19 protein-coding genes are annotated in these 20,009 nt (G+C 34.3%); 3 read left to right on the forward strand and 16 right to left on the reverse strand.

Annotation, left to right across the window (positions count from 1 at the left end; translation table 11 throughout):
- Window positions 1-118 precede the first annotated feature (118 nt).
- From WEEVI_RS10480 to WEEVI_RS10530, 11 genes are all read right to left on the reverse strand, one after another.
- The gene (locus WEEVI_RS10480) at window positions 119-2,545 is read right to left on the reverse strand and encodes a DUF5686 family protein (RefSeq protein WP_013599103.1); all 2,427 of its coding nucleotides are present in this window, start codon (window positions 2,543-2,545) and stop codon (window positions 119-121) included.
- A 96-nt stretch (window positions 2,546-2,641) separates the two neighbouring features.
- Entirely contained in the window at window positions 2,642-3,196 is a 555-nt protein-coding gene (gene frr / locus WEEVI_RS10485; RefSeq protein WP_013599104.1) for a ribosome recycling factor, read from the reverse strand.
- Between the two features lie 8 nt (window positions 3,197-3,204).
- A complete protein-coding gene (gene pyrH / locus WEEVI_RS10490; RefSeq protein ID WP_013599105.1) occupies window positions 3,205-3,915 on the reverse strand; it encodes a UMP kinase in 711 nt (236 codons plus the stop codon).
- Window positions 3,916-3,972: 57 nt separating this feature from the next.
- Entirely contained in the window at window positions 3,973-4,743 is a 771-nt protein-coding gene (locus tag WEEVI_RS10495; RefSeq protein ID WP_013599106.1) for a TatD family hydrolase, read from the reverse strand.
- Entirely contained in the window at window positions 4,737-5,726 is a 990-nt protein-coding gene (locus WEEVI_RS10500) for a GSCFA domain-containing protein (RefSeq protein ID WP_013599107.1), read from the reverse strand. Before WEEVI_RS10500 ends, WEEVI_RS10495 begins: the two co-directional genes overlap by 7 nt.
- Window positions 5,727-5,729: 3 nt before the next feature.
- Entirely contained in the window at window positions 5,730-6,701 is a 972-nt protein-coding gene (locus WEEVI_RS10505; RefSeq protein WP_013599108.1) for a polyprenyl synthetase family protein, read from the reverse strand.
- Window positions 6,702-6,756: 55 nt separating this feature from the next.
- Window positions 6,757-7,743, reverse strand: coding sequence for an LLM class flavin-dependent oxidoreductase (locus WEEVI_RS10510; protein WP_013599109.1), 987 nt, complete (start codon window positions 7,741-7,743; stop codon window positions 6,757-6,759).
- A 199-nt stretch (window positions 7,744-7,942) separates the two neighbouring features.
- Entirely contained in the window at window positions 7,943-8,332 is a 390-nt protein-coding gene (locus tag WEEVI_RS10515; RefSeq protein WP_013599110.1) for a GreA/GreB family elongation factor, read from the reverse strand.
- Between the two features lie 570 nt (window positions 8,333-8,902).
- On the reverse strand, window positions 8,903-9,256 hold the full coding sequence (locus WEEVI_RS10520; RefSeq protein ID WP_013599111.1) for a DUF1648 domain-containing protein: 354 nt from the start codon (window positions 9,254-9,256) through the stop codon (window positions 8,903-8,905).
- Between the two features lie 94 nt (window positions 9,257-9,350).
- On the reverse strand, window positions 9,351-10,073 hold the full coding sequence (locus WEEVI_RS10525) for a DUF1796 family putative cysteine peptidase (RefSeq protein ID WP_013599112.1): 723 nt from the start codon (window positions 10,071-10,073) through the stop codon (window positions 9,351-9,353).
- Window positions 10,074-10,310: 237 nt separating this feature from the next.
- Window positions 10,311-10,646 carry a DMT family transporter gene (locus tag WEEVI_RS10530; RefSeq protein WP_013599113.1) on the reverse strand — a complete coding sequence of 112 codons (336 nt, stop codon included), beginning with the start codon at window positions 10,644-10,646 and terminating at the stop codon, window positions 10,311-10,313.
- A 230-nt stretch (window positions 10,647-10,876) separates the two neighbouring features.
- On the opposite strand from WEEVI_RS10530, the gene WEEVI_RS10535 reads away from it, so the two are divergent.
- Window positions 10,877-12,409 carry a T9SS type A sorting domain-containing protein gene (locus WEEVI_RS10535; RefSeq protein WP_013599114.1) on the forward strand — a complete coding sequence of 511 codons (1,533 nt, stop codon included), beginning with the start codon at window positions 10,877-10,879 and terminating at the stop codon, window positions 12,407-12,409.
- Window positions 12,410-12,671: 262 nt separating this feature from the next.
- Here the strand turns inward: WEEVI_RS10535 and WEEVI_RS10540 are convergent, their stop codons facing one another.
- From WEEVI_RS10540 to WEEVI_RS10560, 5 genes are all read right to left on the reverse strand, one after another.
- Window positions 12,672-14,780 carry a catalase gene (locus WEEVI_RS10540; protein ID WP_013599115.1) on the reverse strand — a complete coding sequence of 703 codons (2,109 nt, stop codon included), beginning with the start codon at window positions 14,778-14,780 and terminating at the stop codon, window positions 12,672-12,674.
- Window positions 14,781-14,904: 124 nt separating this feature from the next.
- Window positions 14,905-15,249 (reverse strand): arsenate reductase family protein, encoded by a 345-nt coding sequence (locus WEEVI_RS10545; protein ID WP_013599116.1) that lies wholly within the window; start codon window positions 15,247-15,249, stop codon window positions 14,905-14,907.
- Between the two features lie 174 nt (window positions 15,250-15,423).
- On the reverse strand, window positions 15,424-17,487 hold the full coding sequence (locus tag WEEVI_RS10550; RefSeq protein ID WP_232013449.1) for a M3 family metallopeptidase: 2,064 nt from the start codon (window positions 17,485-17,487) through the stop codon (window positions 15,424-15,426).
- A 219-nt stretch (window positions 17,488-17,706) separates the two neighbouring features.
- Entirely contained in the window at window positions 17,707-18,096 is a 390-nt protein-coding gene (locus tag WEEVI_RS10555; RefSeq protein WP_013599118.1) for a hypothetical protein, read from the reverse strand.
- Between the two features lie 64 nt (window positions 18,097-18,160).
- Entirely contained in the window at window positions 18,161-18,871 is a 711-nt protein-coding gene (locus WEEVI_RS10560) for a YoaK family protein (protein WP_013599119.1), read from the reverse strand.
- 180 nt (window positions 18,872-19,051) lie between these two features.
- Here WEEVI_RS10560 and WEEVI_RS11660 point away from each other — a divergent pair, with 180 nt between their 5' ends.
- Window positions 19,052-19,273 (forward strand): helix-turn-helix transcriptional regulator, encoded by a 222-nt coding sequence (locus WEEVI_RS11660; RefSeq protein ID WP_375596891.1) that lies wholly within the window; start codon window positions 19,052-19,054, stop codon window positions 19,271-19,273.
- 2 nt (window positions 19,274-19,275) lie between these two features.
- Entirely contained in the window at window positions 19,276-19,998 is a 723-nt protein-coding gene (locus tag WEEVI_RS10565; RefSeq protein WP_232013445.1) for an NAD(P)H-binding protein, read from the forward strand.
- Window positions 19,999-20,009: the final 11 nt, after the last annotated feature.

The raw sequence follows: 20,009 nt of genomic DNA on the forward strand, positions 1-20,009 counted from the left end.
ATACTTTTATTTACCTTTAGAAAATAGGAGGCATAATTTTTGCTGAGCTCTAAAATTTTCTACAAGTTTTCTGGTAGTGTCCGATAGGTTGAATTCTATGATTTCGATTCTTAAAAAATCAATATAAATTGAGTCGAAACGTTAACTTTAAGAAGAAATTATCTTTGAATTTCGGGTATTGATATGCGCCAAATCGATAATAAGTCCCAAGACCGAACGTATTAAAAATTAAATGATTAAACTCTACACCTGCTTCTTGGTAATAATGGTTTAATTGCTTATATTCAAAAACAGTGTGTAGGTTTGCATTTTTCATTTCGCCCAATGCTCCGCGGTATATAAACAATGGAAAGACAGCTCGACCGAACCAATCAAAACCACCAAATGTATGTTTCACTTGAAAAGATAAGAATTGAGAAGAATAAAACTCTCCGGCACGGATCGTTTCAAAGTTATTCAATCCTGCAAGCTGAAAATTTTTAGGGAATCCTCCGAGTTTTGCATTACCAGACGATTCGAAATGATTCATAATCGGTGCATTGCCAATCAACATTCCAGCATTGATATTGAGATGAGTATCACCAAAATAACTCTCCAAAATATCATAATACGAAAAATTCATTCGTACCGGAGAAAAATCAGCATCGAATAAATCCCAATATTTTTGTAGTGTAAAATAGAAAATTGTATGGCCTCTTTCTACCGTAACTTTCCCGTATGGTGTACGGATATATTGGTCTTTTGGTGCCCAGCGCAAAGCCAATTTGCTGTATAAAGTATGGTAGGATTTATTTATATTTTGGTATAAATAATCAAAATTCGCACTTTGTTTTTCGTAACTTGTAGAGGCATTGAACGTGAAATTATTGAAGATATCTTGTTCATACCCCAACGTATAACGGTGGTAATGATAAAACTGATCGTTGTATAAATTACCCAAAGTATGGTTCATAAAACGATTGTAGCCGTTTTGTAGCAAGTTACTCGTTTTGCCAGACGGACTTATGTCTTGTGCATAATTGAGTTGTATTCTACCCGAATATGGCTTATTGACAAAAACATCCAGACCACTTCCCCATTTCCAGGCGTTATCTTTCGTGCCGTACGCGGCATATGCGTTGAGGGAATAGTTCTGACTTGCTTTTTCGTTCGTGCTTAGTGCTGCTCCCAAGCGAGTTCCTTCGTAATTGTTGAACGACAAGAATTTCGTGACGTCGGCATCGATTTTTCCAAAACTTATTCTTCCGCCCGTTGCTAGAAAACGCATTATTTTTTGTTTTTTAGCGTATATATCACCGCTTAGACTATCGATAATTGGATAGGTGTTTTGTTCGATTGTCGTAAGGTTTTGGTTTCGATAATTTTGCATCACATCTTCCCATCTACCTGGTTTCATATTCTGAAAGGCAATTTCATTTTCGTAGCCTGCAAACTCTTTTCTTTTATAAGAATGTGGTGATTGTAAGTTGGATATGGCTATTTCTATATGTATCCATATTTTTTCTGCTTGTTCTTTTTCTTCTTCATTTTCTTTATTAGCATTTGCATTGTATCCAAAATTCCCTGCATCTAAGAGAAACTTTTGTTTATACGGGAACCACAATCCGTTAACGAGCTTCCAATCGGCATCAATTTCGGCAATTTCATCACTAAAAAAGTTCTCTGCTTTGAATTTTGTTAAACCCAGAGTTTCGTCGTCGATATATAATATTCCCTTGAATTGTTGTTCGCTTGTTCGCTTGGACGGAGTAAAAGATATTATAGTAGTTGGACGGTTATTGTAGATGATTTTTTCTTTGATAATAAAGCGGTAATACGCTAAACCTTCTGTGGAAATTGGATTGATGATATCACGAAAAAAGAAATTAATTGTTGGCCTATTGAATTGTAATGCAACCGGTTGTATGGCTAAATACTCATGAATTGGCGAATTGATTCCTGCAATTTTAGAAGATTGGACAATGTTCTTGCGTCCAAATTTTTTGGCGTATTTATGATCCATTGCTCGTTCACCTAGAAATAAATGACTCTTTTCTAAAATAGTTCGCCAATGATTGCTAATAACATCTCGTTCACTTTTGGGTTGTAGGATAAATGGAATAGAATCTTTGTTTACAGAGCTCCAATATTTGGTATAACTCCTGAAAAAATAAGAATCTGCCGTATTCAGATCATTTTCTTTGATCCGATTTACAACTTGTTGCATAAAGTTTTTGCCCAATTTATTCTGATTTTCTTGCCCAACACTCACTTGCTCTAGCTCTATATACGAAGGTTCTAGGTAAACATCGATTGGGTTTTGGGTTGGTGAAAGATGTATAAGTTGTGTATCGTATCCATCTTGATAAACTATAATTTTTGCATAGAATTTAGCAAGTAATAGTTCTCCTTTTTCATCGGTCAATCCAATTAATTGATTATCGGTGTTTAGAATTTTTGCTTTAGAAACACGAAATTCATCCGTTGCATCATAAACGCGAATAAGTTGTTGTGCTTGTACAAAGGAAGCGAGAAAGAAAGATAAACAAAGTATATATTTACCCATTTTTGCAATTTTTGCAAAGTAAATAAAAAAAGCAGCATTATGCTGCTTTTCATTGATATTTTTTATCAATTTGTGTATAATAAATGCTTGATTGTATTATACTTTCATGATTTCTGACTCTTTTTTAGCAAAAGCTACATCGATATTCTTGATGTAGTTATCTGTTAAATCTTGTATGTCATTTTCATATCCTTTTACAACATCTTCAGAAATATCTTTTATATTTTTTAGATTGTTGTTGGCATCTTTTCGTGCATTACGAATGCTAACTTTTGCATGTTCTGCTTCTGCCTTAGCTAATTTAGATAATTCTTTACGACGTTCTTCTGTCAATGGTGGAATGTTAATAATAATCATATCTCCATTGTTGGATGGTGCAAATCCAAGGTTAGAGTTGATGATTGCTTTTTCTATTTCACCTATTAAGTTACGTTCCCAAGGTTGTACGCTAATGGTCATCGCATCGGGTGTATTGATATTCGCTACCTGACTTAATGGTGTAACACTACCATAATAATCGATTTTTACAGTACTCAACATGGCTGGTGATGCTTTACCGGCTCTTAATTTTCCGAATGCATTATCCAAGTGCTCCATGGTTTTTTGCATTTGTTCTTTTGCTTGTGCAATGATTAAATCTAATTCTTCCATTTCGGGATTTAATTATTTGTTACCAATGTTCCTACTTTTTCTCCTAAAACTAAATTCTTCAGATTACCATTCGTATTCATATCAAATACGATAATCGGTAAATTGTTTTCATCACTTAAAGTAAAGGCTGTCATATCCATGATTTTCAAACCTTTATTGTATACTTCTTCATACGTAATCGTATCGAATTTTTCTGCATTTTTATCCTTTTCAGGGTCTGCAGTATAGATGCCGTCTACCCGAGTTCCCTTCAGAATTACATCTGCGTTAATTTCAATGGCGCGCAATACTGCTGCTGTATCGGTAGTAAAATATGGATTTCCGGTTCCTGCACCAAAAATAACGACACGTCCTTTTTCTAGATGTCTTGTTGCTCTTCTTTTGATAAAAGGTTCTGCAATTTGCTCCATACGAATTGCGGTTTGTAGACGTGTTTTCAGGTCGATATCTTCCAAAGCACCCTGCAAAGCCATACTGTTGATTACAGTTGCAAGCATCCCCATATAATCACCTTGCACGCGATCCATCCCCGAGGCGACACCTTGTACTCCTCTAAAAATATTTCCTCCTCCGATGACTATGGCAACTTCACAACCTAAATCTACGACTTCTTTTATCTGTTCTGCATATTGTTGTAAAATTGCAGGATCTATACCATATTGTAAATCACCCATTAAGGCTTCTCCACTTAACTTGAGGAGTATTCTTTTGTATTTCATTTTTAAAAGGATTTCTTTGCAAATATAATGGATTTGATGAATATTCTATGCTGAATTTTAGCTTCGTTCGAAAATTGATAGAGCGTTCGCAGTTGTTTGTTCGGCAATTTCGGCAGGAGTTTTTCTATAAATATCAACTAATTTTTCTACCACTCGAGTGAGGTAACTACTCTCATTTCGCTTGCCTCTATAGGGTGTCGGGGCTAAATATGGACTATCTGTTTCTAATACTATTTTTTCTAGAGGAATTTCATGGAGAAACTGATCAATTTTTCCATTCTTGAATGTTACCACACCTCCTATACCCAAATGCATGTTATAATCCAGTGCGCGTTTTGCATCTTCTATTGTTCCAGTAAAACAATGAAAGACTCCAAAAAGTGTATCCTCTTTTTCATCTTCCAAAACATCAAAAACTTCTTCGAAAGCTTCTCGACAATGGATCACAATCGGTAAGTGATATTGTTTGGCTAACTGAATTTGTTCTTTAAAAGCTTTTTGCTGTATTACTAAATTTTCTTTTTCCCAATACAAATCTATGCCAATTTCACCAACTGCTTTAAATGTTCTTTTGATTAACCAATGCTTTACATGAGTCAGCTCTTCTTCCACATTTTCAGCACTTACAGAGGTTGGGTGCAACCCTATCATAGCGTGTATGTTTTCTGGATATTGTCTTTCCAATTGAAGCATTGCTTCTGTATACGATGAATCTATTGCTGGCATATAAAACTGCTCTACACCAACCGCTAAGGCTCGCTGAATCATTTCGTCTCGGTCTTCATCAAATTGCTCAGAATAAAGATGCGTATGGGTATCGATTAGCATTTTCTAAGTTTTTGTTCTAGTAATTCTATTTCTTTTTTATAGTTGTTTTCGGTGAGTTTTTCATTCAATCTTTTCATTTCTTTTATAGTATTGTATAAAAAAGATTGATGTTGTATGGATTGTTCATTAAAAGCTCGATGTCCTAAGGCTTGATTTACTTTTTTTATATCGTTTAGTAGATCATGTGTGTGTGGCTGCATCCAAGTTTGTGTAAACTTATCCCAAATGTAATCGATTGCTAATTCATTCGGATGAAGGTAGTCATTTTTATAAAATCGATAATCTCGTAAATCGTCCATCATTAGCTCATATGCTGGAAAATAAAACAACTCATTGTATTGTTTTTCTATTTCGTAAACTGCGTTAATCAATCGACCTTTACTAACATGGTTTTCCATCAATCCATCCTTGATATGACGAACTGGGCTTACTGTGAAAATAATTTTTGCAATCGGTGCCATGTCTAGGATCAATTGCATTATCGTCTGCAATGATTGATAAATTTCTTGGGTTGATAGTATTTTTTTTTCGAATTCTCGTTGGGGTAATTTATGACAGTTTGCTACTATCAAATCCATACTTTTTATCTTATATACCCATGCAGTCCCAAGAGTTACAATAAAATAATCTGCGTTTCTACAGAAGTCGTTGTAAAATTCTATAGATTGATTAATTTGATTGATGCATTCTACTTTCGATGGGTTACTAAAACTCGAATGATGATCCCATGAAAAAAATAAATTATTATACTCGAATATTTCGTTGGTTATGTAATGTATACGAGAATGGATTCTGCCCAATGCGTTTTCTATAGCCAATGGATGAAACAAAATCCCAAAAGGATTGGTCTGAATATTGAATTTTGCATTCGACATTCTAGCTCCTATTTCTTGTGCAAAGCATGATCCTATCGATACAATTTTATGTTTATGATGGATAAAAAAAGGTGGTTTTTTGGGGGTAATTTCTGTCCGAAATTGCATAGTTTACTCTTGGCGATCGATTAACATTTCACTCAACTCTCGTAAATAATATTTTTTTTCTTCGGCGACTGCTACTTCGTCTATTAATTGCTTCGCTTTTTTTGTATAATCTTTTATCAGTTGTGCTATTTGTTTATTAACTTTTAGTTTTCGATATAATTTTTCTACCGCATACACTTTGTCTATGTTTTCTGCTTTTATGTTGTACCAATACAATAACTCGTCTCGCTCTTTTGCATCAGCATTTTGGAGTGCAGTCACAAAAAGTATAGTTTTCTTATTTTCATAAATATCACCGGCATGTTTTTTACCAATCTTCACCGATGTACCAAAGACATCAAGATAATCGTCTTTTAGTTGATAAGCAATACCCAAATTAAGCCCTATTTCGTACAGCCGATCAGCTTCTTCTTTGGGGGCACCAGCAATAAGTGCTCCTAATTTGAGACAAGCCCCCACCAAAACAGCTGTTTTTCCTTTGATCATTTTATAATAATCTTCGAAAGAAATCTCTTTTTGGGTTTCATAATTTACATCGTACTGTTGTCCTTCGCATAATTCGATTGCAGTTTTATTGAATAGTCGGATGGCTTCCTTAAACACATCATTTGGTAAGTCTTCTAATAACTCGTATGCCCGAATCAGCATGGTATCTCCTGATAAAATTGCTGAATTTATACCGTATTTAATATGCACCGCTTCTTTCCCACGACGCAGCGGAGCAGAATCCATAATATCATCGTGCATCAGGGTAAAATTATGAAAATATTCCATCGCTATGGCAGGTTTCACGGCATCTTCTATTAGACCGTTGAACATTTGATTGCCCATCAGTACAATCAACGGACGAATTCTTTTTCCTCCGATTCCTAAAATATATTCAATCGGCTCATAAAGTTCCCTTGGCGATTTAATATCTAAATTTTTTTCGATAGCTTGATCGATTATTTGATGAAGTTCTTCGATTGAGTGCATGTTCTTTTTTAATAAATTCTCACAAATATAGAGTTTATCATTCAAAGTAAGTAACCTATTTTGTATTAAAAACTTCTGCGGTTAATTGATAAGAATGTAATTTTTTCTGAAGGTTATAAATATTGGTTGATACAATAATTTCATCGACCGGATTTGGGCGAAGGAATTGCTCTAAATCAGACTTAACTGTTCCTATATCTCCGACAAAACTGAAAGCTGTCATGTTTTGTACTACTGCAAGTTGTTCTTTGCTTAGATTTTCTAATGAAGTTTCCTCGGGTGAAACAATCGGTTTACGATGATCGGTTACAATATTTGCAAATGATTGATACATGGTTTTGGACAAATAATGTGCTTCTTCTACTGTATCGGCTAGAATAAAATTTGCGCACAAAAGCATGTATGGTTTTGCTAGTCGTTCTGATGGTTGAAAATTCTCATGATAAATTTTATGGGCTGCGAAGAACTGAGCTGGCGCAAAATGACCTGCAAATGCATAGGGTAAACCTAGTTTTGCCGATAGATAGGCAGAATCGGTACTAGAACCTAGCATATACAAAGGTACATTTGCTCCTTCTCCTGGTAAAGCTCTCACTTTTGATTGAGCATTTTCTATAGAAAAATAAAGCTCTAGTTCTTCTATATGCTGTTCAAAAGGATAATTATAGTCTAAAATGCCTCTTCTCAATCGTTGTGCTGTTAGCGCATCTGTTCCTGGAGCTCGCCCTAAACCTAAATCTATTCTATTGGGATACATTGCATCGAGGGTACCAAACTGTTCTGCAACGGATAAGGTGGTATGGTTGGGCAACATTATTCCGCCCGAACCAACACGTATTTTTTTAGTTTTACTTGCCAAGTAACCAATCAAAATGCTTGTTGCCGAACTGATAACGTTTGCCATGTTATGATGCTCCGAAACCCAATATCTGGTATATCCTAAATCTTCTGCAAGTTGGATTGATAATGCTGATTTCTCGAAAGTTTGTGTAAACGTATCTCCTTTCATTACATAGGCCAAGTCGAGAATAGAATAGTTCATATTTTTTTATTTTTCAATATTTGTTGAATATACGTATTTTTTCTACAAAAAATATTGGCTGCATACTTATCTTATGTGATTATTATTTTTGAGTTGTGTGCAAAAAAAACAGCAGAGCTTATTAAAAAAAGCCTGCTGTTTTTCGATAAAAAATTTTGTATTGCTCTTCGCTTAATGTATTTATTTAAACGCTAAAAAATTAGTTAGGGTTTGAATAATCTTCTACACTTAGAATTTCTATATCCATTTCTCCTTCATCAAACGGCCAAGTAAAGCGATCTCCTGTTTTGCGCCCAAGTGTAGCCAATGCCATTGAAGAAAGAATAGAATATTTATTTTTCTTTGGCTTTTCACGGAAGTTACTCGACAAGAAAATATAATCTTGTTCAGTCCCTTTTGTGTGATTTTTTACGCGTACTTTTCGGTTGATATTTACTATATCTGCAGGTAATTCTTTTCGAGAAACCAACTCCATGTTTCTGATTTCTTCGGTTAATAAATTCTCTACTTGTGGGTTTACTAGTTTCCTCCTCAAGTGCTCTCTGATCATATCACTGATCCCCGTCGTAAAAACTACATTGTACTCCATAATTTTTTTTTGTAATAGTGTTCTTCTTTTTTTCCTATAAATGCATGTAGTAAATTAATTAGCTTTATAGAATCGAAAAAGAAGAACGATGATATATGTTAAACGTTAAATTTCGTAAGCTGTTTTTCCCTGCTTTTTAGATCTTAGCAGGGCTTAGTTGATAAACTCTTTCGAGTTTCGTATATAAGAATCATCATGCAAATAAGCCAAAGAAGAAACGAGACTTTTTGCACAACACAAAAATTGAGATATTGATAAAACTATCTTCATGTAGCAGTATACATCTTTTGCTAAGATACAAAGATTTACTTGATAAAACAAATATGCGTTCAATTGTCCTACCACTGTTATTTTATTACTCTAGCAGTTGATATTTATTTTATATTATCTTTTTAGATATTTTTCCTTCGCTTGAGGTGCAAATGTATTTTATGGATTAAGTTTATTTAATTTTACTGGCTCGCACCAAATATACCAAAGTCGGTACGAAGGTGAGGCCAAGAAATAGCGGTAAAAACCACTCTCCCAAACCGTTCGATTTCTCTAAAGCAACTGAAATAGTCTCATAAATTAGCAAGAAAAAAATAAAACTAATAAACAGGTTAAGCACCCGAATAAAACGACTTGCCAATTGATATTGTTGTGCTTTATTATCGTCGGTAATGGTACAGGATAATTATAGAGATGCGGTTTTTTACTCAGAAAATTGAGACCAATAAAAAGAATAATTTGTATCAACACCAAAATATAGAGCGTGTATTTTTCTCCAACACCATCAACTTCACCACGCGCATTGAAATGAATCGGAATTGTTGTTGGTAATTGTTGATAATTAATAAATAAAAAAACAACCGATACTATTATCACAATATACGTTATAATTTCTATCAAAAAATCATAATATGTTTTCTGTAGCTGCTCCATGGCTTTTCTTTAAATGAATCCATAAGTACCCACCAAAATATGGGTGCTTTCGTAAATATATATTTTTTTCTCTCGAGATTTATATTGAATATTTTTATTTGATAAAAACTTTTGGTAGAAAGTGTTTTTTTACCGGAATTTCTAAAGCTGTTAACAAAGGTATATAATCTTTTACATTCCCCCAAGCACCATATTTTTGGGTGTCGAGAAAATATTTTACAGCTTTAACATTTTTTAGTTCATTACAAGAATTTACAAAATAATTAATTTGCTCGAAATTATTTACATTTTGATTGCATTTGATAAATATTTTTATGGAATGTGCATTCTTAGTTAATATGTTCAATTGATGCAAAGTTTCGATAAAATAATCGGTATCGCTTTCTTTTTTAAAAAACTCATAATTTGCAACATACAATAAAATACAAGATTCTTTTTCAATTGCCTCTAGAAATCTTTTTCCTCTTTTGCTCATTTTATTACGATCGGTCGAGGAATCAATTAAATTCTTTTCATGAAAAAACTCTACATAAGGATAATTTTCAGAAATAATATGTTGTCTTTCGTTCTTGGTCAAATTGCATAAAAAATCAGAAAAATTTGTTTCTATCATCTTATTGACATATTCAACTCCCTTTTTCGAATTGCAAAAAAGCCAATCAAAAACAATCGATTGTTTCCTTAAATTCAAAGCGTTTAGAATATACGCAGCATGACAATCACTGCCAATAGGAATAATATTTTTTTGGCAATAAAAACGATTATAAATATGTAAATATCTATTCTTCTCGTTGAGTCGCAACAATTTAATTTTCATTGTCTAAAGTTTTTTATTGGCATTATTTTTTTTACAGTGTTTGCCCATATATTTGTATCCAATCTTTAACCGTAAATTTTTGGGTTAATTTAGCAATTAAATCGTTAGGAATTTTTTTTATTTTTTTTGAATCGGACCCTATTTATTTGCTTTTTTATCAATCACTAAAGACGAATTTCCTTTTTGCATTCCTCGAATTACAGGATAATAATCTCTATTTTGTATCAAATTATTGTTTTAAGTATGAGTATTGGTTTCAGAGAAAACATTGATGATGACTACACCAACGATGATGAAGAGTATACCCAAAACAGCCGGGAAATCTAGTTTTTCTTTGTAGACAAAAAAGCCAATCAAAGAAATGAAAATAATTCCTACGGCAGACCAAATTGCATACGCAATACCTATCGGAATCCCTTTGAGTGCCAATGAAAGCAAATAAAATGAAAGTCCCATAAAAACAACAAATAGAACCGACGGAAATGGCTTGGTAAAATTTTCGGTTTTCTTCAATATAGAAGTGGCAAAGGTTTCGAACAAAATTGCACTGGCAAGATAAAGGAAGCTTTTCATGGTATAAATTTTACTTTTACAGAACTGCAAAATAACAAATTACAACCTTTATTTAATCATTTATTTTTTTTTGATAAGATGTATTCTTATATCCGAAATAGATAAATCATTTAGAACAATCTAGTAGAATACGATTCTAACATAAGACAAAATGCTTGAAATTTTTCCTGAATATAATGGCTTATCGTTGATTATTATATTATTTTTGCAGCCATTAACTTTAATAAAAAATGAAAAAACTTTTTTACTCTCTAGCCTTATTATTAGGTACTTTCGCAATAGGACAAATCCACATCGGAAATGACACCTATTCTACCAACCTGCCAATTTCTATTCCTTACAATTATACTTACTCGCAGTCTATTTATAAAGCAAGCGCAATAGGCGTTTCTGGTAAAATAAATGCGATAGAATACACCATGAAAGCAGGTAGCAACTTGAATAATTCTGATGAAGTAGATGTTTATTTGTCGCACAAAAAAGAAGATGGTTTTGGTTCGACAACCGATTGGTCTCCTAATTCAGAATCGACGAAAGTTTTTTCGGGTACATTGGTTATTGATGCAAATAACAAGGTAAAAATCAATTTCGATCAAGAGTTTACGTACAACGGAATAGACCATCTGGTAGTAACTATTCACGAAAAAAAGAAAGGATATGGTAGTTTTTCTAGTGCATTTATAGGAACTTTGAGTGCTAATAACTCATCATTATACCGTAGAGAATTATCAGATGCTAACGTAATTAATCCGAATAATCCGGGCGAAGGAAAATTATATGACATTCTACCAAACATCACTTTGTATGGATTAGAAGGAGGATCTACTCTACCAAGCTGTACCAAAGCTATACTCCCTGTAGACGGCGCTACAAACCAGATTTTCTTGCCAAAAATTGCTTATGATGCAGCAGCAGGAGCAGAAAAATATTTGGTTTCTGTAGGTGATGAACAAGGCAACTGGAATATCGCCAACAAATATGATAATGGCTCTTATCTTGACTATTTTTTCACCTATGAACTGAAGCCAAATACCAAGCACTATGTGCAAATAACACCGGTAAATGCAGAAGGTGAAGCAGAAAACTGTCAAATTACAACTTTCACAACAGGTACACCTGTGGCCAATGACAATTGTTCTACAGCAGAATCAATCACTACCCTACCCTTCTCTAAAGACATCGACGGAAGTTTTGCATCGAACTCAGAAGGTCCCGTAAATTGTAACGGTCAAGGAGTAGCGAATGATGGACTTTGGTATGTAGTAGAAGGTAACGGCAGTGATATTACCATTACCGTAACGCCAACATCTTTCTGGAATCCGCAAATAGTAGTAAAAGAAGGTAGCTGTGACGAAACCTCTTGTTTGGCAAATGTAGACGATCAAAGCTTTTCTAAACCAGAAACTGTTACTTTACTTAACACTACAGAAGGTAGAAAATACTACATCAATATTGGCTCTTCTTCTATTATCGATTTTACAGAAGGGACATTTAAATTAGAAGTAACAACTAATCTAAATACTAACGAGTTTTACGCTTCATCAGTAAAAGTTTATCCAAACCCAACGAATGATTTCCTAAACTTAGAAAACAGTCAAAACCTTATTGCTTACGAAATCAAAGATGTTGCCGGACGAACAATTCGAAAACAAAAATACAACGGTAAGCAAATAGATGTGCAAACCCTTACAAAAGGTGTGTATATCCTAAAACTTCAAACAAAAGACAACCAATTTATTACACTAAAATTTATGAAAAAATAATTTCATCAAAACCATAATTTTTTTATCATGAAAAGCTCTGTAGGTATATTTTTACAGAGCTTTTTTTATTCGTTCTTAATTTTTAATTCTTAATAATATATTTGATGAAGCTTTGTCTGAATAGCCATATTAAATAATCGCACAGGAAAAGGTTTACAAAAACTTAAACAATTTGCAGAGAAACAATTACCAAAAAAGGGATAAGCCTGAAAACTTTTCCCTTTTTACATTTCAATCTAGACGATTATTCGGTAGTACAAGTTTATGAGGGAACTTTTCTACTTTCTTCTAGCTCCCAGACTCTATGTTTTTTCAACATATCGATAAATCCATCGACCCACTGATCATTTTCATTGGCTAAGAAAACACCTGCATCTTTTTCTACAAAAGATTTATCCAATAACTTTTCAGTGCCTTTCGCAAAAGCCAAAACTTTACAGTGTCTATACGCATCATTGATAAACTCATAATAATCTGCATTGTTTTTTAAGACGTCAACCGAAGCGCCTGCCGGAGTATAAACAGCATCAAAACATACCGAAGGGTCCGTTGTATACGTATGTTCTATATTTACTTTTTCTCCATTATCCAACGTAAGATCACCTACTTTTGTACTGATCAGCACCGCTTCTGCGCCTTGTTTTTCTAAAGCATTTTTCAACGCATCAATACTTTGTTTTTCAACTCCTTCGCTAACCAAAAAGGCTACTTTTCTTGTTGCAATCGTTCCCTCTCCTTTGCCAACTTTCATGCTAAGTGCAGCCGATTTTTCTACTTCAACTTTTTTAGGTTGGATAGGATAATTAGGATGGTTCTGACGAGCAAATTTCAACGTCAACTCATCCAATTCGGTCGGAGGAGTTATTTGTAAATTATCACCAACTTTTTGCGCTAAAGTAGGATCAATTTGATATAAAATCGCAACTTGACGTTCTCTAATTTTCGGATCATTTACTTTACTCAACTCGAAACTTAAAGCATTTATAATATGTTGCTTCTCTTCTTCCGACTGAGATCGATAAAATAAAGTAGCTTGTGAAAAATGATCAGCAAAAGAATCCGATCTTGCACGAACTTTCGCACCATCTACTTTTTGTTTGTGCGAAACAAATCCTTCTTCACCTTTCCACATCGCTTGGTACGGACAACCTGAAGCTTTACTATTCGGAAAATAACTTACATTACCTTTCAGAATATCGATACGTGAACTTCCATCCTTCTGATTGTTATGCTTTTGTACGATAGATCTATTGATCGGAATTTCGTGAAAATTCCCACCAAGACGATAATTTTGTGTATCCATATACGAGAAAACACGTCCTTGTAACAAAGGATCATCCGATAAATCGATGCCAGGAACAATTCTACCTGGATCAAAAGCAATCTGCTCTGTTTCTGCAAAAAAATTATCCGGATTTTTATTTAGAGTCATCGTACCAATAATTTTCACCGGCACTACTTCTTCAGGAACAATTTTGGTTGCGTCTAATAGATCAAAAGAGTAGTTGAATTCATCTTCTTCCGGAATCAATTGTACACCCAAATCCCATTGCGGATAGTTACCACTTTCGATTGCATCCCATAGATCTTGACGATGAAAATCTGAATTGTATCCAGATATTTTTTGTGCTTCATTCCAAGCAACAGAATGTACACCCAATTTTGGTTTCCAATGGAATTTCACAAAAGTTCCTTTCCCATCTTTGTTCACCAACTTAAATGTGTGCACCCCAAAACCTTCCATCATTCTGAGGCTTCGAGGAATGGCTCGATCAGACATCACCCACATAATCATATGAGCAGATTCTGGCATCAACGATACAAAATCCCAAAAAGTATCGTGCGCCGAAGCGGCTTGTGGAATTTCTTTGTCGGGTTCTGGTTTCACAGCGTGTATAAGATCTGGAAAATTCATTGCATCTTGAATGAAAAATACCGGAATATTATTTCCTACCAAATCAAAATTGCCATCTTCGGTATAGAATTTCACAGAAAAACCACGAACATCACGAGCCAAATCGGTAGAACCTTTGAAACCGGCTACGGTAGAAAAACGAGTAAATAATGGTGTTTTCACTCCTTTCTGTAAAAACTTAGCACACGTAAATTCTGAAATATCTTCATGAATTTCTAATACACCATGCGCACCACTTCCTCTTGCATGCACGACTCTTTCTGGGATTCTTTCTCGATCAAAATGTCCTAATTTATCATAAAAAATATGATCCTGTTGTAAAGAAGGTCCTCGATCACCCGCTTTTAGTGTATTGTTATTATCATAAATCGGTACACCATCGTTCGTCGTTAGAACTTGGTCCTGATTATCAATTACACTTTTGGTAAGTTGTTTAATTTTTTTGTTGTTCTCCATTTTTTTAAAGGTTTTTATATTCAAACCATCAATTATCAAACCAACTTACCTTAGAATGTTTTTATATAATTATGATGATAAATTTAGCCTATCGATTTTTAGATGGATTTTTACAAGCCATAGGTTATTGGATAAATTCTTTTACCAATTCTGTTGGCCTTCCTACTACTCCACTCTTTTCATCAAAAACAATGGGCCGTTGAATCAATTTAGGATACGCAATCATCGCATCGATCAACTCTTCATCACTCAACTCTTTTCCCCTGAAATTCGTTTTCCACTCCTCTTCATTGGTTCTGATAATGTCCATTGGCTTCACGTTCAACTTTCCTAATATCGATACAATTTCTTCCTTGTTCAATGGGTTTTTAAGGTATTCTCTAACCGTAAATTCTTTGTTCGACTCTTCCAATATCTTCATTGCTTCTCTGCTTTTTCCGCAACGTGAATTGTGTAAAATGGTGTACATGGTTTAATATTTTTTTATAAAATTACTCAATTATTTCGATACTACTATTTCTGTAAACTCTGTGCGATAATAGACCATCTATTTAGGATATACAACTTGCCAATCATGTTTTTTTGTGTTGTATAAACAAAAAAGCCATCAAAAAATGATAGCTTTTTTATCGGTTATTTTGTTCTATTTGATGAATCCCCGTGTTCTTAGCAGTGGCTCTATGCTTGCTTTCCGGCCAGTAAATTCTTCAAAAGTTCGATTCAAATCTTTCGTATTCCCTATCGAAAGAATGTATTTTCTGAATCGATCTCCATTTTCTCGGGTCATTCCACCATTAGCTTTTATCCATTCCCAAGCATCTGAATCCAAGGTTTCCGACCAAATATAAGCATAATACGCGGCCGAATAACCTCCTCCCCAGACATGTGCAAAATATGGTGAATGATAACGCGGCGGAACTTGTGATAATGCAACACCATTTGACAATAAAGCTTGTTTTTCGAATTCCAAAACAGGTGCAAAATCTTGAGTTTTGCTTACGGTATGATACGTCATATCTAACAAAGCAGCAGCTACCAATTCGGTTGTCGCATAGCCTTGATTGAAATTAGATGCTTTTTTTATTTTATCAACCAATGCTTGTGGCATTACTTTTTTCGTTTGGTAATGAACTGCATAATTTTTCAATACTTCTGCTTCTAACGCAAAATGTTCGTTGATTTGAGAAGGAAACTCAACAAAATCTCGCGGAACATTGGTTCCTGAAAGAGATACGTAATCCTGATTTGCAAACAAACCATGCAACGTATGCCCGAATTCGTGGAACATCGTGGTTACATCATCAAAAGAAATCAACGAGGGTTTTCCGTCTGCCGGTTTCTGATAATTGAATACATTGGTAATGACTGGTTTTTGTCCTAATAAATGAGACTGCTCCACAAAATTATTCATCCAAGCACCACCACTTTTATTGTTACGGGTATAAAAGTCTAGATAATACAATGCCATCGACTTTCCATCGTGATCAAACACTTCGTAAACCACAACATCTGGATGATAAACCGGCAAATCTGTTCGTTGTTTGAAGGTGATTCCGTAGAATTTTTCAGCAGCAAAGAATACTCCTTTTTCCAGAACCGTTTTCAATTCGAAATAAGGCTTTATCTCGTTTTCATCCAAATCATATTTAGCTTTTCGTACTTGTTCTGCATAGAAATTCCAATCCCAAGGCTCGAGTTTGAAGTTCCCTTTTTGTTGATCGATCAACGATTGAATTTCTGCGGCTTCTTTCTTGGCTGTTTCTACTGCAGGTTTGGCCAATTGTTTCATCAAACCAAAAGCCGCTTCGGGCGTTTTGGCCATTTGGTCTTGCAGTTTCCATTCGGCAAAGTTTTTCTTACCAAACAACTGAGCTTTTTCTAAACGCAATTTGGCCAATTGCTCGATGGTTTCTCGGGTATCATTGGCATCCCCCTTTTCTGCACGCGTCCACGATGCTTTGAAAAGTTTTTCGCGAGAAGCTCTATTTTTCATGTTTTGCAGCAAAGGTTGTTGGGTAGTATTTTGCAAGGCTAAGAGATATTTCCCGTCAAAGCCAGCTTTTTTAGCATCATTCGCAGCTGCAGCAATATCATCTGCAGAAAGTCCGTCGAGTTCTTTTACATCATCAAACAAAACAGCACCGTTCTTTCTGGCTTCTAATAATTTGCTCCCAAATTGGGTCGATAAACTTGCCAATTGTTGATTGATTTCTTTCAACTTGGTCTTATTTTCTACAGAAAGATTGGCGCCCGCAATTTCGAAGTTTTGTAAATAATACTCAACCAAACGCTTACTTTCTGAATTTAGATTCTTCGTATCAACACTTTTTATCCGCTTGTACAAATCTTCATTCAAATAAATTTTATCATAATGAGCCGCAAAAATCGGTGCATATTTTTCTTGCAAAGCTTGCAAAGCATCATTCGTATTCGCGCTTGTCATGTTATAAAATATAATCTGTGCGCGCTTCAATACTTTTCCGCTGTTCTCTAAAGCCAAAACTGTATTTTCGAAGGTTGCAGCTTCTGCATTTTTCGTAATTAACTCAATTTCTGCTAATTGTTGTTGCAATCCAAAATCGAAAGCAGGTTGATAATGTTCGTCTTTTATTTTATCAAAATCCGGTGCCTGATACGGTAAAGAGCTTTTGGTAAAGAACGGATTGTCTTTGTATTTTTCGTCAATTTTTTCGTCATTTTGTGTCATGGGTAAACTAACTGTACTTTTCGAGCTAGAGCAAGAATAATTTATTGCTAAAGCCATGATAGACAAAGTAATTAATCTTTTTCTCATGGTAATCTATTTTGATCGATAATTTTCTAATTACGTAAAGTTAATCTTTTCGGTAGAATTTGCCGAATATTCTGCCTTTACTTCTATAAATAAGCGGTAAAAATAGATACAATAATAAGTTTTGGTTCAATATTAGTCTATTCTATTTTTTAAGTTTTGAAAAAACTCTTCGAAAAAAACTTGTTGACTTTTTTGTAATAAATTTTTATTAATTCGAATTGTAGTTTTATCAGTCTTGAATGTAAACTCACCTGCAAAATATGATACATTAATGAGATCCTTAAAAAGAATAGTTTTAACAGGGAAAGTATTTACTGTCAAAGAATTCTCATTCACTTCTATATATTTTTTGTAATAATCTCGTACAAACAAATAAATATACAGACATCCTAAAATGATCGTTAAATAACTCAACCAAGAAAAATTAACATTTGTCATTAAATATATCGCTCCCATTAGCACCCAAAAAAAGCCTAAAAATGCATTGATAAGAAGTCTCTTTTTAGAATAAGCAATTTTCATAAAATAAACAGTATGGTTTGAAAATTTAAATATAGAAAAACTCGTTGATCAAAAACAATTAACATTAATGATTGAAACGTGCAATTTTCAATCGAATCTCATCATAGATCAATCCGAATAGTAAAAAAGCAGCGGCAATTGCCAAAATATTCAATTGTAGCGAAGAATACAAAATTCCACCCAAAAATCCGCCTAAAAAGAAAAAGCTAATAATGGTCAAACGCAATTTGATAGAAGACAAGAGCTTCTTTTTTTGTTCGGGTAATTTATAGAAAAACAGCTGCGATAATTCGATGCCCAAATCGGTAAAAAGTCCGGTAAGATGCGTAGTACGAACGGTAGCTTTAGAGATTTTCGTTACCAATGAGTTCTGTAAACCCATCGTGAAAAGCAATACACAAGCGATGAAATCTGCATGAGTGTAAATTATTTTTTGACCGAAAGTAGCCACCAATAATAAGATAATACTTTCGATGATAATCGGTGTACGATAACTTGGCTTGTCGTTGAGTTTAGATATAATTTCTACAATCATATTCGACACGAAGGAGCCTAACAAAAAGAAAAAAATATAAAGAAAGAAAACTAAACTTCCCCAAAAATTCCAACGGAATACCTCATCAACAAAGAACGCAAAATGTCCCGTTACATTGGTTGTTAACTGTTGTATCGATAAAAAACCAGCAACATTCACAATTCCAGCTACAAAAGATAAAAGAGACGCAATACGCATGTTGTGTCTGAAAGTTCTTTTTTTACCGCTGTGTCTGAACATAAATTTCTATCCTGTTTATTTATAAATTTCTGAACATCAATTTTCTATATCATATGATTTTCTTAGTGGCGAAAAGTCGATAGAAAAACCAACGCAAAAGTAATCTTTTTTAGCATTCATTTGTTTCAGAATTTCAACCAAACAAAACCGTATATGTTATAGGTTATATTATAATACTCGATCTACGAAGTTCAGAATGCTTTTAAGTTTTATTTCAATTGTACCTATAGCCAATACGTTGTAAAAATGCGAATGCTGAAAGCACTTGCTGCAATTCTATTCAGAAATCTCACATTGAAACAAATAGCACACAATAACAACTTTAGCTCATACACAAATATGCATAAGGTATTCTGCTCGTTGAACATACTTCTAAACAACATCCCAAGAATACTTTATTAACCATGTCCCCTGAGTGTTCGATTATCAAAGAAATTGATGTATCTTTAGGATTATATTTTATAAAACAAAAAACAATGAATGCTCTGATTATCGGTGCTACGGGCGCGACAGGAAAAGAATTGGTACAACAACTTCTCGAACATCCAGCGTATTCTTCGATCACTATTTTTGTACGAAAAAATACGTTTAAAGTGCATCCTAAATTGACCGTTCATTGCATCGACTTCTCGAAACCCGAAAAATGGCAACAATGGGTTGTGGGAGATGTTCTGTTTTCTGCATTGGGCACCACGCTGAAAAAAGCAGGTAGTAAAAAAAATCAATGGACGATCGATTTTGACTATCAGTATACCTTTGCTCGGATTGCCAAAGAAAACAAGGTACCGAAATATGTATTGGTGTCGGCCAGTAGAGCCAACGAAAACTCGATTTTCTTTTACTCGAAAATGAAAGGTAAACTAGAAAAAGCTGTAGAGCAATTGAAGTTTGAGCAATGTATTATAGTTCGTCCTCCACTTTTGGTTCGCCCCAACTCTGATCGAAAAGGAGAAAACTTAGCGGTTTATGTGTTGCAATTTATCAATCGCATCGGTTTACTGCAAAAACAAAAACCACTTCCTACCTATCGTTTGGCACAGGCAATGCTTACTGTAGCCCAAAAAAAATGGCCAGCAGTTCATGTGATAGAAGCCCACGAAATAGAAGCGATTCTAAGAGAAGTTTAGAAAAAAGTGTA

This window comes from Weeksella virosa DSM 16922 (genome assembly GCF_000189415.1).
Lineage (GTDB): Bacteria > Bacteroidota > Bacteroidia > Flavobacteriales > Weeksellaceae > Weeksella > Weeksella virosa.